The 14729-nt window shown below is 69.4% G+C and carries 16 protein-coding genes; 7 read left to right on the plus strand and 9 right to left on the minus strand.

Features of this window, described 5'->3' with window-relative positions; translation table 11 throughout:
• The coding region (locus AC1D1T_RS22215) for a M3 family metallopeptidase (RefSeq protein ID WP_477992498.1) at positions 1–293 on the plus strand (293 nt) is incomplete at its 5' end.
• Positions 294–340: 47 nt separating this feature from the next.
• The gene (locus tag AC1D1T_RS22220) at positions 341–1000 is read left to right on the plus strand and encodes a glutaredoxin family protein (protein WP_477992499.1); all 660 of its coding nucleotides are present in this window, start codon (positions 341–343) and stop codon (positions 998–1000) included.
• On the opposite strand, the gene AC1D1T_RS22225 is transcribed toward AC1D1T_RS22220, so the two are convergent.
• The 8 genes from AC1D1T_RS22225 to AC1D1T_RS22260 are packed head-to-tail and all read right to left on the minus strand — an operon-like array spanning position 990 to position 9482.
• Entirely contained in the window at positions 990–2138 is a 1149-nt protein-coding gene (locus AC1D1T_RS22225; RefSeq protein ID WP_477992500.1) for an MFS transporter, read from the minus strand. The genes AC1D1T_RS22220 and AC1D1T_RS22225 overlap by 11 nt on opposite strands.
• A 3-nt stretch (positions 2139–2141) precedes the next feature.
• A complete protein-coding gene (locus AC1D1T_RS22230) occupies positions 2142–3542 on the minus strand; it encodes a DNA recombination protein RmuC (protein WP_477992501.1) in 1401 nt (466 codons plus the stop codon).
• A 22-nt stretch (positions 3543–3564) separates the two neighbouring features.
• Positions 3565–5058, minus strand: a complete 1494-nt coding sequence (locus tag AC1D1T_RS22235) for an ABC transporter permease/substrate-binding protein (protein ID WP_477992502.1) — start codon at positions 5056–5058, stop codon at positions 3565–3567.
• Positions 5055–6047 carry a 2-hydroxyacid dehydrogenase gene (locus AC1D1T_RS22240; RefSeq protein ID WP_477992503.1) on the minus strand — a complete coding sequence of 331 codons (993 nt, stop codon included), beginning with the start codon at positions 6045–6047 and terminating at the stop codon, positions 5055–5057. Before AC1D1T_RS22240 ends, AC1D1T_RS22235 begins: the two co-directional genes overlap by 4 nt.
• A 27-nt stretch (positions 6048–6074) precedes the next feature.
• Positions 6075–7397 carry a sodium:proton antiporter gene (locus AC1D1T_RS22245; protein WP_477992504.1) on the minus strand — a complete coding sequence of 441 codons (1323 nt, stop codon included), beginning with the start codon at positions 7395–7397 and terminating at the stop codon, positions 6075–6077.
• Complete coding sequence (locus tag AC1D1T_RS22250; protein ID WP_477826852.1) at positions 7397–8092, minus strand: nitroreductase; 696 nt, start codon at positions 8090–8092, stop codon at positions 7397–7399. Before AC1D1T_RS22250 ends, AC1D1T_RS22245 begins: the two co-directional genes overlap by 1 nt.
• 2 nt (positions 8093–8094) lie before the next feature.
• Positions 8095–8550, minus strand: coding sequence for an acyl-CoA thioesterase (locus AC1D1T_RS22255; RefSeq protein ID WP_477826850.1), 456 nt, complete (start codon positions 8548–8550; stop codon positions 8095–8097).
• Positions 8547–9482 (minus strand): histone deacetylase family protein, encoded by a 936-nt coding sequence (locus AC1D1T_RS22260; RefSeq protein WP_477992505.1) that lies wholly within the window; start codon positions 9480–9482, stop codon positions 8547–8549. Before AC1D1T_RS22260 ends, AC1D1T_RS22255 begins: the two co-directional genes overlap by 4 nt.
• 186 nt (positions 9483–9668) lie before the next feature.
• On the opposite strand from AC1D1T_RS22260, the gene phaP reads away from it, so the two are divergent.
• Entirely contained in the window at positions 9669–10220 is a 552-nt protein-coding gene (gene phaP, locus AC1D1T_RS22265) for a TIGR01841 family phasin (RefSeq protein WP_047510746.1), read from the plus strand.
• A 156-nt stretch (positions 10221–10376) separates the two neighbouring features.
• Here the strand turns inward: phaP and AC1D1T_RS22270 are convergent, their stop codons facing one another.
• Complete coding sequence (locus tag AC1D1T_RS22270; protein WP_477843165.1) at positions 10377–11351, minus strand: patatin-like phospholipase family protein; 975 nt, start codon at positions 11349–11351, stop codon at positions 10377–10379.
• Between the two features lie 123 nt (positions 11352–11474).
• On the opposite strand from AC1D1T_RS22270, the gene AC1D1T_RS22275 reads away from it, so the two are divergent.
• The 4 genes from AC1D1T_RS22275 to AC1D1T_RS22290 form a co-directional block, all read left to right on the plus strand.
• Entirely contained in the window at positions 11475–13190 is a 1716-nt protein-coding gene (locus AC1D1T_RS22275) for a nitrite/sulfite reductase (RefSeq protein WP_477992506.1), read from the plus strand.
• A 2-nt stretch (positions 13191–13192) separates the two neighbouring features.
• A complete protein-coding gene (locus tag AC1D1T_RS22280; RefSeq protein ID WP_465115086.1) occupies positions 13193–13726 on the plus strand; it encodes a DUF934 domain-containing protein in 534 nt (177 codons plus the stop codon).
• Entirely contained in the window at positions 13723–14475 is a 753-nt protein-coding gene (locus AC1D1T_RS22285; RefSeq protein ID WP_477827314.1) for a phosphoadenylyl-sulfate reductase, read from the plus strand. The genes AC1D1T_RS22280 and AC1D1T_RS22285 overlap by 4 nt, the downstream gene beginning before the upstream one ends.
• Positions 14472–14729: phosphoadenosine phosphosulfate reductase domain-containing protein (locus AC1D1T_RS22290; protein ID WP_477992507.1), on the plus strand; the 258-nt coding region annotated here is incomplete at its 3' end. The genes AC1D1T_RS22285 and AC1D1T_RS22290, both read left to right, overlap by 4 nt.

Genomic DNA, 14729 nt, shown 5'->3' on the forward strand with positions numbered 1-14729 from the left:
AGGTCGCGGTGCTGGTGCCGCCGCGCTTCAACCGCTTCCAGCACGGCTTCTCACACATCTTTTCCGGCGGTTACGCGGCCGGCTACTACAGCTACAAGTGGGCCGAAGTGCTGAGCGCCGACGCCTGGAGCGCCTTCGAAGAGGCCGGCGCGCTCGACATCGCCACGGGGCGGCGCTACCGCCAGGCCATCCTCGAAGCCGGCGGCAGCCGCCCGGCGATGGAGAGCTTCAAGGCGTTCCGGGGCCGCGAGCCGAAGATCGATGCATTGTTGCGACATCAGGGCATGGCCTGATGAAGTAAATTCGGGCGCAAACACAATCTGCGTTGTTGGAGCTCCTCATGACCCGATCCACTTCCCGCACCCTCGCCCGCACCTTCAGCCTGGCGACCCCGGCGCTGCTGGCCGCGTTGTTCACTGCGCTGCCGGCGCATGCGCTCTACAAGGTGGTCGGGCCCGACGGCAAGGTCACCTACACCGACCGGCCGGCGGTCAGCCCCGACAACAAGGTGCAGTCGGTCAGCAACAACGGCAGCGTGGCGAACGATGTCGCCCTGCCCTACGAGTTGCGCCAGGTGGCACAACGCTATCCGGTGACGCTGTACACGACCAAGGACTGCCCGCCCTGCGATGCCGGCCGGCAGACGCTGCGCCAGCGCGGCATCCCGTTCGCCGAGAAGACGATCGCGACGAAGGACGACGGCGACGCGCTGCAGCGCATCACCGGCGCCCGCGACCTGCCGGCGCTGACCGTCGGTTCGCAGGTGCTGCGCGGCTACCAGCGCGACGACTGGTCGAGCTACCTCGACGCCGCGGCGTACCCGAAGGAATCGAAGCTGCCGGCGAACTTCCCGCAGGGCGGCGCGACGCCGCTGACCACGCCGAAGCAGGCGGTGAGCGGGAACACGCCGCAGAACGATGCCACGGCACCGGCGGCCCAGCCGACGCAATCGCCGGGCACCGGCACCAGCGGCAGCAACCCGGCCGGCATCAAGTTCTGATCTGACGGGCCTGCCAGCTGCCGGCCCCGACGGCCAGCCCCATCATCCAGAACAGCGACGCGGCCCCCAGCGCCGCGCCGAACACGCCGAACAGCAGCGGCATCACGGTGCTGGATCCGTTCAGCGCCATCGAGCGGAACGCGATCGCCTCGCCGTGCCGCTCGTGCGGCGTGATGTGGTGCAGCGTCGACATCACCATCGGCTGCACCGCGCCGAGCGCCAGGCCGAGCAGCGACGCGCAGCAGGCCATCAACCAGGCCGAGTGCACGAACGGGTAGATGCCGAAGATCACCGCCACCCACAGCATCGCGCCGGTCAGCACCTGCGATTCGCTCAGGCGGTGCGCGAGCACCGGGATCAGCAGCCGCACGCCGGCCACCGACACCGCGAACAGGCCCAGCACCAGCCCGATCGCGCCGGCGCTCATGCCGCGCTCGTGGCCGAGGATGGGCACGACGAACGAATGCACGTCCCAGCTGGCCGACAGCAGCCAGTTCACCAGCAGCAGCCGGCGCAGCGCCGGCGAGCGCAGCAGGTCCCATGAACTCTGGTGCTGCGTCGCGGCAGCAGGGCGCGGCACGTCGGCCTCGGCCGGCACGTAGCGCGCCGACACCATCGCCGCCAGCGGCATCAGCATCAACACCGCGAACGCGACGCGGAAGCCCATCAGGTCGATCAGCGCACCGGCCGTCACCGGGCCGATGACGTTGGACAGCGCCGGCGCCAGCCCCAGCCAGCTGAAGACGCGGATGCGCTCGGTCGCGTCGGTGGCCATGCGGCCGGCGGTGCGCTGGATCGTGATCAGGCCGAAGTTCGCGCCGGCACCGGTCAGGATGGCCGCCAGGCACATCGCCAGGTAGTGGCTGCTGAGCGCGGCGATGGTGCCGCCCRCCAGCGACAGCGCGACCCCCAGCCGCATCGGCACGTGGTAGCCGCGGCGATCGGCCAGGCGACCGGCCGGCAGCGACAGCAGCACCGGCGCGGCGGCGAACAAGGCCATCAGCAGCCCCACCGTCCACTCCGCCTGGCCCTGCTTCAGCGCCTGCAGCGGCGCGGCCATCCGCACCCCGGCCATGCACGAATGCAGGCTGATCTGACCGAGGATCAGCGCGAGCAGCGGGCGGGAAAATTGGGTCATCGGCTAGGCGTCGCTCTCCGGGAGATCGGGGACGATGGCGTCATCGTCGCGTGGGAGCGCCAGCGGCAACAGCGCCTGCGCATGCGTCTCGGTGACCGCTTCARCCGACTTCAGCTTGCGCGCCATCACGTTGGCCCGCGTCTGCGCCTGGTCGATCGTGTTGCTGGCCTCGTCGAGCTTCTTCTTGGTCTTCGCGAGCACGTCGCCGAACTTCGCGAACTCGGTCTTCACGGCGCCCAGCACCTCCCACACTTCCACCGAGCGCTTCTCCAGCGCCAGCGTGCGGAACCCCATCTGCAGGCTGTTCAGCGTCGCCAGCAGCGTGGTCGGGCCGGCCAGCATCACGTGGTGCTCGCGCTGCAGCGATTCGACCAGCCCCGGCCGGCGCAGCGCCTCGGCGTACAGGCCCTCGGTCGGCACGAACAGGATGGCGAAGTCGGTGGTGTGCGGCGGTGACACGTACTTGTCATGGATGGATTTCGCCTCCAGCCGCAGCCGCGTCTCGATCGCCTTCGCGGCCACCTCGACTGCCACCGGGTCGGCGCGGTCCTGCGCATCGAGCAAGCGCTCGTAGTCTTCGCGCGGGAACTTCGCATCGATCGGCAGCCACAGCGGCACGCCGTCGATGCGCTGCCCCGGCAGCCGGATCGCGAACTCGACCCGCGCGCCGCTGCCCGGCACCGTCTCGACGTTGACCGCGTACTGCTCCGGCGTGAACACCTGCTCCAGCAGGCCGGCCAGCTGCACCTCGCCGAAGATGCCGCGCGTCTTCACATTGGTCAGCACGCGGTTCAGCGAGCCGACGTCGCGCGCCAGGTTCTGCATCTCGCCCAGGCCCTTGTGCACCTGGTCGAGCCGGTCGGCGACCAGCTTGAAGCTCTCGCCGAGACGCTGCTCCAGCGTGGCATGCAGCTTCTCGTCGACCGTGGCGCGCATCTGCTCGAGCTTCTTCTCGTTGTCGGCCTGGATCGCCGACAGCTTCTGCTCGACCGCGCCGCGCATCTCGGTGAGGCGCTGGTCGTTCGATTGCGACAGCGAGCGCAGCTGGTCGCCCAGCGAGTCGGCGAAGCGCTTCAGCGCATTCGCCTGCTGCTCGGCCAGGCGCGCGAGCGTGGCTTCCTGCGCCTGCTGCGTCGCGGCCAGCTGGGTGCGAAAGCTGTCGATCTGCTCGTTCTGCGTGCGCGCCACGTCGCCCTGTTGCGCGAGCAGCGTCTGCTGGAAGCTCGCGAGCGTCTGGCCCAGCTCCTGGCGCGTGCCCTGGGCGCTGCGCGCCACTTCATCGCGCAATTCCCGTTCGAGGCGTTCGATGTGCGCGGCGCCCGAATCGGGCTTTCGCAGCGCGAGCCAGAGCGTCAGCAGCAGGACAAGAACGAGGAGCGCGAGCGAAATCCAGTCGAGGAGCATCTCCCCATTCTCGCAGCTGTCGCTATGCCGAGGAGCGCAGTGGGGCAGGCAACAGCCGTTTTTCGATCGCGTCGAAGCCGTACTGCACGACCAGCGCGAGCACCGCCGCCGGCAGCGCACCGGCCAGCATCGCCGCGCTGTCGTTGACCGCCAGCCCCGCGACGATGCGCTCGCCGAAGCCGCCCGCGCCGATGAAGGCGGCGACGGTCGCGGTGCCGACGTTGATCACCGCCGCCGTCTTGACGCCCGCCAGCAGCGTCGGCGCGGCCAGCGGCAGCTGCACATGGCGCAGCGTCTGCCGCGGGGTCAAACCCAGCGAGAGCGCCGCCTGCGCCAGCCCCACCGGCACGCCCTGCAGCCCGGCATGCGTGTTGCGCACGATCGGCAGCAGTGCGTAGAGGAACAGCGCGATCAGCGCCGGCAGCAGCCCGATGCTGCCGACCACCGCGATCAGGAAGGCCAGCAGCGCGAGCGACGGCACCGTCTGCAGCACCGACACCACGCCCATCACGACACCGGCGCTGCGCGGCCAGCGCCACGCCGCCACGCCGAGCGGCACGCCGACCAGCACCGCCACCGCCAGCGAGCCGAACACCAGCAGCAGGTGCTGCCCGGCGAGCCGCGCGAAATCGGGGCCGAACAGCCGCTGCGCGAACGTGACCGGTTTCGAGGCCGCCGCCGCGCTGCCCGACAGGAACTGCCGCGCGACCTCGGCGAAGCTCTTGCCGTCGAGCTCGACCTGGGCGTTCAGCGAGATCATCGCCGCCTCGTCGATGCGGCCGGCCAGCGATTGCAGCGGCGCCGGATCCAGCCCGGCGCGCATCAGCAGCACCGCGTCGTACTTCGGGAAGAAGTTCAGGTCGTCCTTCAGCACGCGCAGCTTGTAGCGGCCCACTTTCGCATCGGTGCTGTAGATGTCGATCAGGTCGATGCGCTGCGCCGCGACCGCGTCGTAGGCCAGGCCGTGGTCCAGCCCTGCCGGCTTGTCGTAGCCGAGCCGGTAGGCCGCCTTCAGCGCGGGCCAGCCGTCGGCCCGCTCCAGGAACTCGTGCGACAGCCCCAGCCGCAGCGCCGCCGCCTGCGGCTTCAGCAGGTCGGAGATGCGCTCGATGCCGAGCTGCTGCGCCTGCGATTCGAGCATCGCGAGCGCATAGGTGTCGTTGAAGCCGAGCGGCACCGCGGCCTTCAGCCCGCGCGGCGCGAGCCAGGCGTTCAGCTCGTCGAGCGACGGGTTGCCCTCGCGCTTCAGCAGCTCGCGCACGATGGTGCCGGTGTACTCGGGGTAGACGTCGACCGCGCCGCTCGCCAGCGCCTGCTCCAGGATGCCGGTGTTGCCCAGGCCCTGCTTGTGCGTCGCCGCGATGCCGGCACGCTCATACGTCTGGCGCACGATCTCGCCGAGCACGTACGACTCGGTGAAGCGCTTGGAGCCGACGGTGACACCGTCAGCCGCATGCGCGCAGCATGCCGTCAGCAGGCCGATCAGCACACCGGCGGCGGCGCGCAGCGCGTTCATCCCTTCAGCGCCGCGGCGTTGATGGGCGTCGGCGGATGGCCGGCGTTGGGCCCGAAGCCGAGCGCGGCGATCAGGTTGTCGGCCGCCAGGTTGGCCATCGCGCGCCGCGTCGCGATCGTCGCACTCGCGATGTGCGGGGTCAGCACGACGTTGGGCACCGTCAGCAGCGCAGGGTTCAGCGCCGGTTCGCCTTCGAACACGTCGAGCCCGGCCGACGCGATGCGCCGCTCGGCCAGCGCCTGCGCGAGCGCCGCATCGTCGACGACGCCGCCGCGCGCGATGTTGGTCAGCGTCGCCGTGCGCTTCATCTGCGCGAGCTCGGCGGCGCCGATCGCATGGTGCGAGGCCGGCGAGTACGGCACCACGATCACCAGGTGGTCGGCATCGCGCAGCAGCGCCTCCTTCGAGACGTAGCTCGCGCGGCATTCGGCCTCGATCGCGGGCGCGAGCCGCGAGCGGTTGTGGTAGATCACCTTCATGCCGAAGCCGAGCGCGCCGCGCTTCGCGATGCCCTGCCCGATGCGGCCCATGCCGAGGATGCCGAGCGTCGCGCCGTGCACGTCGCCACCGGTGAACATGTCGTAGGACCACTTCTTCCAGTCGCCGCGGCGCAGGTAGTGCTCCGATTCGGCGATGCGCCGCGCCGCCGCCATCATCAGCGCGAAGCCGAAGTCGGCGGTGGTCTCGGTCAGCACGTCGGGTGTGTTGGTGCACAGCACGCCGCGCGCGTTGCAGGCGTCGACGTCGATGTTGTTGTAGCCGACCGCCATGTTGCACACCGCCTTCAGCTGCGGGTTGGCATCGAGCACCTCGGCATCGAAGCGCTCGCTGCCGGTGGCCAGCACGCCCTGCTTGCCGGCCAGCCGCTCGATCAGCTCGGCCTTCTTGAAGACGCGGTCTTCCGGGTTGTCCTGCACGTCGAAGTGCGCCCGCAGGCGATCGACAATGTCGGGAAAGATGGCACGCGAGACGAGTACGGCAGGCTTCATGTCACATCCTCTTCTTGAGAAAACAGGTCAGAACCAGATCAGGGTCATCAGCACGAACAGCGGCAGCAGCACGGCCATCGACCAGCCCATGTAGCCGAAGAAGCCGGGCATCCGGATGCCGCGGCTTTCGGCCACCGCCTTCACCATCAGGTTGGGCGCGTTGCCGATGTACGAGTTGGCGCCCATGAACACCGAGCCGGCCGAGATCGCGGCCAGCGTGGTGGCGTACTGCGTCATCAGCTGCTGCGCGTCGCCGCCGGCGGCGTTGAAGAACACCAGGTAGGTCGGCGCATTGTCCAGAAACGACGACAGCGTGCCGGCGGCCCAGAAATACATCCCCGGCCGCGGCGTGCCATCGGGCGCGGTGACGGCCGACACGATCGCGCCGAACGGCCCGTCGACCCCGGCGCGCAGCATCGCGATGACCGGGATGATGGTCAGGAAGATGCCGGCGAACAGCTTGGCGACCTCGACGATCGGGCCGAAGCTGAACTGGTTCTGCGCATGGGCCGAGGGCGGTGTCAGGTGCCACGACAGCGCGGCGATCGCGATCAGCCCGAGGTCGCGCATCAAGCCTTGCCAGGTGATCTCGGCACCGGCCAGCGTGAACGCGACGCCACCGTGCCAGACACCGCTCATCAGGATCAGCCCCGCGACGCCGGCCAGCAGCGCGAGGTTGACCGCACCCTCGATGCCGAAGCCGCGCGTGTCCGGCGTCGGGTCGACGGGGCGCGGCTCGTCCTGGCGGCAGTACCAGCGGTCGAGCAACCAGAAGATCGCGAGCAGCGTGCCCACCATGAACAGCGTGTGCGGCAGCAGGTGCACCAGCGTCCACGAGAACGCCACGCCCTGCAGGAAGCCGAGGAACAGCGGCGGGTCGCCGAGCGGTGTCAGCGCGCCGGCCGCGTTCGACACGATGAAGATGAAGAACACCACGACGTGGGCCGTGTGGCGCCGGTGGTCGTTCGCGCGGATCAGCGGGCGGATCATCAGCATCGACGCGCCGGTGGTGCCCATCACGCTGGCCAGCACCGCGCCGATCGCCATCAGCGCGACGTTCAGGCCCGGGCCGCCGTGCAGGTTGCCGCGCACGAAGATGCCGCCGGCGACGATGAAGAGCGTGGCCAGCAGCACGATGAACGGGATGTACTCGCCGACCGCAGCGTGCACCAGGCCGTGCCATGCGGCGTCGACGCCCGACTGCGCCGCCTGCGGCACGAGGTACGCGAGCGCCCACGCGGCCACCACCTTGCCCTGGTGCCTGTGCCAGAAGCCCGGTGCGGCCAGCGGCAGCAGCGCGATCGACAGCAGCAGCCCGGCGAACGGCAGGCCCCACAGCAGCTCCGGCATCAGCCGAGGAAGCGAGTGAAGCCGGCCACCGGCTCGCGCTCGGTCACCAGCGTGTTCTCGACCGCGGACGGATCGGCGACGCCGAGCGACATGCCGCACACCAGCATCTCGTCATCGCCCGCACCCAGGCGCGGCAGGATGACGCGGTGGAACTGCGTGAACGCGGCCTGCGGGCAGGTGTCGAGGCCGCGGGCGCGCGCAGCCACCATGATGTTCTGCAGGAACATGCCGTAGTCGAGCCAGCTGCCCTGCTGCATCACGCGGTCGATCGTGAACATCAGGCCGACCGGTGCGTCGAAGAACACGTAGTTGCGGCCGTGCTGCTCGTGCATGCGCAGCTTGTCGCCCTTGGTGATGCCGAGCAGGCCGTACAGGTCCCAGCCGACCTTGCGGCGGCGGTCGATGTAGGGCGAGCGCCATTCGACCGGGTAGTAGGCGTACTCCTCGTGGTGCTGCGCCGCCTCCTCGGGATCGTCGTAGAGGGCAGTGATCTCGCGCCCCAGCGCCGCCAGCGGCTCGCCGGTCAGCACGTAGACCTTCCATGGCTGCGTGTTGGTGCCCGAGGGCGCGCGCGACGCGACGCGCAGGATGTCTTCGATGGTCTCGCGCGGGATCGGCGTCGGCAGGAAGGCGCGCAACGAGCGGCGCGAGGTGATCGCCGCGTCGATGAGGGCAGTCTGCTCGGGGGTTGGCAAGCTCACGGGCGCAATCCTTCCAGGGCTTGGATGAGAACGGCCGGCAACGCGGCCGGGCGGCGCGTTTCGCGGTCGACGTAGACATGCACGAAATGGCCGCGTGCCGCGCACAGCGGCTCGCCGGCGGCGAACAGGCCGATCTCGTAGCGCACGCTGGAGCTGCCGACCTGCGCGACGCGCAAGCCGGCATCGACCATCTGCGGGAACGCGATCGGCGCGAAGTAGTTGCAGTGGGTCTCGACCACCAGCCCGATCACCGCGCCGGCGTGGATGTCGAGCGCACCGGCCTCGATCAGGTAGCGGTTCACCGCGGTGTCGAACAGGCTGTAGTAGACGACGTTGTTGACGTGGCCGTAGGCGTCGTTGTCCATCCACCGGGTCGACAGGCTCGTGAAGTGCCGGTAGGCGCTGCGCGCTTCGGGTTGCGGGCGGATCGGAGGCGTCTGGGGCATCGTCATGGCGCTGCATTGTTCCATTGCTCGCGGCTGGCCAGCGCCTCGCGCAGCGTCGTGAGCTGCACCGCGACGGTGTCGGCGATCTCGCGGCCGTAGCCGCCGGCCATGCTGACCGCGACCGGGATGCCGCGCTCGCGGGTGGCAGCGAAGACGCGGCGGTCGCGCTCGGCGAGGCCCGCGGACGTGAGCTTCAGGCGGCCCAGGCGATCGCCCTCGTGCGGATCGGCACCGGCGAGGTAGAACACCAGCCCCGGCGCGCCCTGCGCATGGCGGCGCCACAGTTCGGCGAGCGCCGCATCGAGCGCGGCCAGGTACTCGTCGTCGCGGCAGCCGTCGGGCAGGGCCACGTCGAGGTCGCTCGCCTCCTTGCGGAACGGGAAGTTGCGCTCGCCGTGCAGCGACAGCGTGAACACCGTCGGGTCGTCGCGGAAGATCGCCGCGGTGCCGTTGCCCTGGTGCACGTCCAGGTCGATCACCGCGACACGCAGCAGCGTGCGGTGCTGCCGGTGCCATTCGGCCTGCATCAGCCGCGTCGCCACGGCCACATCGTTGAAGACGCAATAGCCGCTGCCCTTGTCCGCATGGGCGTGGTGGGTGCCGCCGGCCAGGTTCGCGGCAACGCCCTCGGTGAGGGCCGCACGCGCCGCGGCGATCGTCGCGCCGACCGAGCGGCGCGAGCGCTCGACCATGCGCGGCGTCCACGGAAAGCCGATCTCGCGCTGCTCGGCCGCGCTCAGCGTGCCTTCGGACACCGCGGTGACGTAGTCGGGCGTGTGGGCCAGCGCGAGTTCGCCGTCGCTCGCCGCGGGCGCCTCCTGCAGGCACAGCCCGGGCTCGGACTCCGCGGCCTCGCGCAGCAGGCGGTACTTCTGCATCGGGAACCGGTGCCCGGTGGGCAGCGGCAGCACGAAGTGGTCGGAGTGGAAGGCTTGCATCGAGGCGCGCATCGCCGGCGCATTGTGCCGATCGGCGCCGAAATGGGTACATGCCTCTAGATTGCTGCAATGCAGCAAAAACAACTTGTAATCCTCGGATCACTCCGTATACTTCTCGCCATGGTGCAGTGCAACAAAGTCACTGTGTCAGGCGCAGTCCCCTTTTCTATCTCATGGAGATTCCACATGCTGACCGCTGAACAATTGATCGCCGCCCACAAGACCAACATCGAAACGCTCTTCGGCCTGACCGGCAAGGCGTTCGAAGGCGTCGAGAAGCTCGTCGAGCTGAACCTGCAGGTCGCGAAGACCGCGCTCGGCGAAGCCGCCGCGAACACCCAGGCCGCGCTGTCGGTGAAGGACGCGCAGGAACTGCTGGCGCTGCAAGCCAGCCTGCTGCAGCCGGCCGCCGAGAAGGCCGCCGCCTACGGCCGCCACCTGTACGACATCGCCGCCAGCACCAATGCCGACATCGGCAAGGTCGCCGAAGCGCAAGCCGCCGAAGCCCAGCAGAAGTTCATGACGGTGGTCGACACCGCCGTGAAGAACGCGCCGGCCGGCACCGAGAACGTCGTCGCGCTGTTCAAGTCGGCCGTCGCGACCACCAGCAATGCCTACGAAAGCCTGCAGAAGGCCGCCGGCCAGGCCGCGAAGGTGGCAGAAGCCAACATCGAAGCGATCAGCGCCAGCGCCGTGAAGGCCGCATCGGCCCCGAAGACCAAGCGCGCCGCCGCCTGATCTGAAAAAGGACTTGAACTTATGTCGCGACCCTTCATCTGAGAGTTACCGCGGGCCCTGCCTGCGGTCTCCCTGAAAGGTTGTCTCCTCGGTACCGCGCGAATTCTGATTCCAGGTACCTTCCGGCCCGGTGGCAACACCGGGCCGTTTTGTTTGTCAGTGCGTCTTCGCCGCGATCCGCATCTTCAGCTCGTTGATCATCGCCAGCGCGATCTCGCGCCCGGCCTGGATCGAGCGCTTGCGCGCCGCGAAATCGGCCGACGACACGTCGGCCAGCTTCGGCCGCAGCACCACGTCGGCCTCGCGCAGCTCGAAGGCATTGATGCTGCGGCTCATGATCGCGAAGGTCTGCAGCAGCATGCGCATCGGGTCGCCGGTGGCGGCACCATCCGGCACCGCCGAGATGTCGACCGCGATCACCAGCTCGGCACCCATCTGGCGCGCGAAGCGCACCGGCACCGGCGACACCAGTCCGCCGTCCACGTATTCGCGTGTGCCGATGCGCACCGGCTGGAACACCGCCGGCACCGCGCTCGAGGCGCGCACCGCGATGCCCGCATCGCCGCGCTGGAACAGCACCGGAGAGCCGTTGTCGAGGTCGGTCGCGACGATGCCGAGCGGCATGCGCATCTGCTCGATGGTCTTGCCGCCGGTGGCCTCGCGCACGAAGCGCGCCAGCGCCTCGCCGCGGATCAGCCCGCGACCGGGAAAGGCCCAGTCGGTGATCGCCGACTCGTCCATCGAATCGGCCATCGCCGCCAGCGCCAGCCCGTTCTTGCCCGACGCGTAGAGCGTCGCGACCAGGCTGCCGGCCGAGGTGCCGACCACCAGGTCCGGCTTGATGCCGTTCTCCTCCAGCACCTGGATCACGCCGATGTGGGCAAAGCCGCGCGCCGCGCCGCCGCCCAGCGCCAGCCCGATGCGCGGCGGCTTCGGCACCGGCTTGATCACGACGAGCGGCGGCGCCGACGCGGCCGAGTCCGGTGGCACGACCACCACCGGCGGGTTGCCGGCCGGCGTGGACGCGGGATTCGAGGGCGGCAGCGGCACCGTCTGGCACCCGGCCAGCAGGACGGCGGCAGCCACGGCGGCCGCACGGGCCCAGGACGAGGAAGTCAGAAAGGAAGGCATCCAGCGATTCTAGGGACGCCGGGCTTTATCCCTGTGTCGAATAAACAAGCAACGAAAATGTTCTTCCTGCTTATATATGAGCGCCCGTACAGTCGCGGGTCTCCCAGAACCGAACTCCAGGCGATGTATCAATACACCCCGTTCGACACCCAGTTCGTCAAGCAACGCGCGGCCCAGTTCCGCGACCAGCTCCAGCGCAACCTCGCCGGCACGCTGGGCGATGACGAGTTCCGCGCCCTGCGCCTGCAGAACGGCTGGTACATCCAGCGCCATGCGCCGATGGCCCGCATCGCGGTGCCGTACGGCGAGCTGAGCGCCACGCAGCTGCGCATGCTGGCGCGCATCGCGCGCGAGTTCGACCGCGGCTATGCCCACTTCACGACGCGGCAGAACTGCCAATACAACTGGATCCCGCTGCCGAAGGCGGCCGACGTGATGGACCTGCTGGCCTCGGTCAGCATGCACGGCATCCAGACCAGCGGCAACTGCATCCGCAACATCACGAGCGACTGCTTCGCCGGCGTCGCGGCCGACGAGGTCATCGACCCCCGCCCCTACTGCGAGATCCTGCGCCAGTGGAGCACGCTGAACCCCGAGTTCGCGTTCCTGCCGCGCAAGTTCAAGATCGCCGTCAGCGGCGCGAAGGAAGACCGTGCCGCGATCGCTTGGCACGACATCGGCCTGCAGCTGCTGAAGAACGAGGCCGGCGAGATCGGCTTCAAGGTGCTGGTCGGCGGCGGCATGGGGCGCACGCCGGTCATCGGCACGGTGATCAGCGAGTTCCTGCCGTGGCAGCAGATCCTCGTCTACCTCGAGGCCATCGTGCGGGTCTACAACCGCTACGGCCGGCGCGACAACATGTACAAGGCGCGCATCAAGATCCTGGTGAAGGCCGAAGGCCAGCGCTTCCTCGACGACGTGGCCGAGGAGTTCAAGAAGATCCTCGAGCTCGACAGCGACGGCACCGAGCAGATCATTCCGCAGGCCGAGTTCGACCGCGTCGCGGCGCACTTCGTGACGCCGGCCGGCGTCGCACCTGTCCCTGGCAACACGAGTGCGAACAGCCGGATCGACATCCCCGCCGACGCGCCCGCCGCCTACCAGCGCTGGCTCGAGCGCAACGTGCACCCGCACCAGCTGGCCGGCTACCGCAGCGTGACGCTGTCGCTCAAGCGCACCGGCCAGGCGCCGGGCGACGCGACCGACACGCAGATGGAACTGGCCGCCGAGCTGGCCGAGCGCTTCAGCCAGGCCGAGCTGCGCGTCTCGCACGACCAGAACCTGGTGCTGCCGTGGGTGCGCGAGAGCGACCTGTTCGCCCTCTGGCAGGCCGCGCGCGCCGCCAGCTTCGCGACGCCCAACATCGGCCTGCTGACCGACATGATCGCCTGCCCCGGCGGCGATTTCTGCGCGCTCGCCAATGCCCGCTCGATCCCGATCGCCGAGGCCATCACCGAGCGCTTCGACGACATCGACGAGCTCTACGACATCGGCGACATCGACCTGCACATCAGCGGCTGCATCAACTCCTGCGGCCACCACCACAGCGGCCACATCGGCATCCTCGGCGTCGACAAGGACGGCAGCGAGTGGTACCAGGTGACGCTCGGCGGCCTCGACGGCTCGGCGATCAGCGGCCACCAGTCGACGCCCGGCAAGGTGATCGGCCCGTCGTTCGCGGCCGACGAGGTGCCCGACGTGATCGAGGCGGTGCTCGACACCTACCGCGCGCAGCGCAGCACCGCTGCCGAGCGCTTCATCGACACCGTGAACCGCATCGGGCTCGATCCGTTCAAGACCGCGGCCAACGCCCAGCGCCGCAGCACCGCCAAGGCCTGACCATGAAATTCATCGACACCGCCCGCGACCCCTGGCGCACCATCACCGGCGAAGACGGCCCGATGGTCACGCTGACGCCCGCCCCGAACAGCCTGCTGTCGCTCGCGCAATGGCACAGCGTGCGCAGCACCTGGCCGGCCGGCATGGCCGTCGGCGTGCAGTTCCCGAACGATGCTGACATCGAGGACCTGGCCGAGGACCTGCCGCGGCTCGCGCTGGTCGTGCTGAACTTCCCGAAGTGGGTCGACGGCCGCGCCTACAGCCAGGCCCGGCTGCTGCGCTCGCGTTATCGCTATGCCGGCGAGGTGCGCGCCACCGGCGAGGTGCTGGTCGACATGATGCCGCTGCTGCAGCGCACCGGCTTCGATGCCGTGGCGCTGCGCGCCGACCAGTCGATCGAGGTGGCCGAGCGCGCGCTGAACTTCTTCCCCGGCCACTACCAGGCCGACGTCACCGAGCACCGCCCGCTGTTCAAGCGCCCGGCCGGCCAGGAGACGACCAACCGCGAGTTCAACCAGGCGGGCTCGGCGATATGAGCGCCATCACCCTCTACGCCCGCCGGACGGCCGGCTTCGACGAGCGCGTCGCGCACGCGGTGGCGGTGCTGAAGCAGGCGGCCGCCGAGCACCCGGGCCGCGTCGTGCAGGCCACCAGCCTGGGCGCCGAGGACATGGTGCTGACCGACCTGATCGCGCGCCACGGCATCCCGATCGCGATCGGCACGCTCGAGACCGGCCAGTTGCACGAGGAAACGCTCGCGCTGGTGCCGCGCATCGAGCAGCGCTACGGCCTGGCCGTCGAGGTCTACCGCCCCGAGGCCGACGCGGTGATCCACTTCGTGAAGAACCACGGCGAGCGCGCGATGTACGAGAGCATCGACCTGCGCAAGGGCTGCTGCGGAATCCGCAAGCTGGAGCCGCTGTCGCGCATGCTGGCGCAGCGCAGCGCATGGGTCACCGGCCTGCGCCGCGAGCAGTCGAACAACCGCGGCGAGGTGCCGTTCAGCGAGCCCGACGACAAGGGCCGCATCAAGTTCAACCCGCTGGCCGACTGGAGCTGGAACGACGTGTGGCAGTACATCGCGTCGAACGACGTGCCGTACAACCCGCTGCACGACCAGTTCATGCCGAGCATCGGCTGCGCGCCGTGCACGCGCGCGATCGCGGTGGGCGAGGATTTCCGCGCCGGCCGCTGGTGGTGGGAAGACGAGAAGGCGAAAGAGTGCGGATTGCACGTGCACGGGGCCGAAGAGGCCGCCGTGTCGATGATCGGAGACCGGAAATGAATGCCCCGCTGACCGTGGAACAACTGCTGCCGCAGCTCGACCACAGCCACCTCGACTGGCTCGAGGAAGAAGCCATCTTCATCCTGCGCGAGACCGTCGCCGCGTTCGAGCGCCCGGCCCTGCTGTTCTCGGGCGGCAAGGATTCGTGCGTCGTGCTGCGCCTGGCCGAGAAGGCCTTCAAGACCAAGGGTGCCGACGGCGAGTACAAGGGCCGCCTGCCCTTCCCGCTGCTGCATGTCGACACCGGCCACAAC

The sequence above is a fragment of the Rhizobacter sp. P2_H3 genome (genome assembly GCF_056403355.1).

Coding starts and splice junctions, on each gene's coding strand:
- AC1D1T_RS22275 (WP_477992506.1), top strand. CDS start 11,475: ATGTATCAATACACCCCGTTCGACACCCAGTTCGTCAAGCAACGCGCG.
- phaP (WP_047510746.1), top strand. CDS start 9,669: ATGCTGACCGCTGAACAATTGATCGCCGCCCACAAGACCAACATCGAA.
- AC1D1T_RS22245 (WP_477992504.1), bottom strand. CDS start 7,397: ATGCCGGAGCTGCTGTGGGGCCTGCCGTTCGCCGGGCTGCTGCTGTCG.
- AC1D1T_RS22220 (WP_477992499.1), top strand. CDS start 341: ATGACCCGATCCACTTCCCGCACCCTCGCCCGCACCTTCAGCCTGGCG.
- AC1D1T_RS22285 (WP_477827314.1), top strand. CDS start 13,723: ATGAGCGCCATCACCCTCTACGCCCGCCGGACGGCCGGCTTCGACGAG.
- AC1D1T_RS22260 (WP_477992505.1), bottom strand. CDS start 9,482: ATGCAAGCCTTCCACTCCGACCACTTCGTGCTGCCGCTGCCCACCGGG.
- AC1D1T_RS22270 (WP_477843165.1), bottom strand. CDS start 11,351: ATGCCTTCCTTTCTGACTTCCTCGTCCTGGGCCCGTGCGGCCGCCGTG.
- AC1D1T_RS22255 (WP_477826850.1), bottom strand. CDS start 8,550: ATGACGATGCCCCAGACGCCTCCGATCCGCCCGCAACCCGAAGCGCGC.
- AC1D1T_RS22240 (WP_477992503.1), bottom strand. CDS start 6,047: ATGAAGCCTGCCGTACTCGTCTCGCGTGCCATCTTTCCCGACATTGTC.
- AC1D1T_RS22235 (WP_477992502.1), bottom strand. CDS start 5,058: ATGAACGCGCTGCGCGCCGCCGCCGGTGTGCTGATCGGCCTGCTGACG.
- AC1D1T_RS22280 (WP_465115086.1), top strand. CDS start 13,193: ATGAAATTCATCGACACCGCCCGCGACCCCTGGCGCACCATCACCGGC.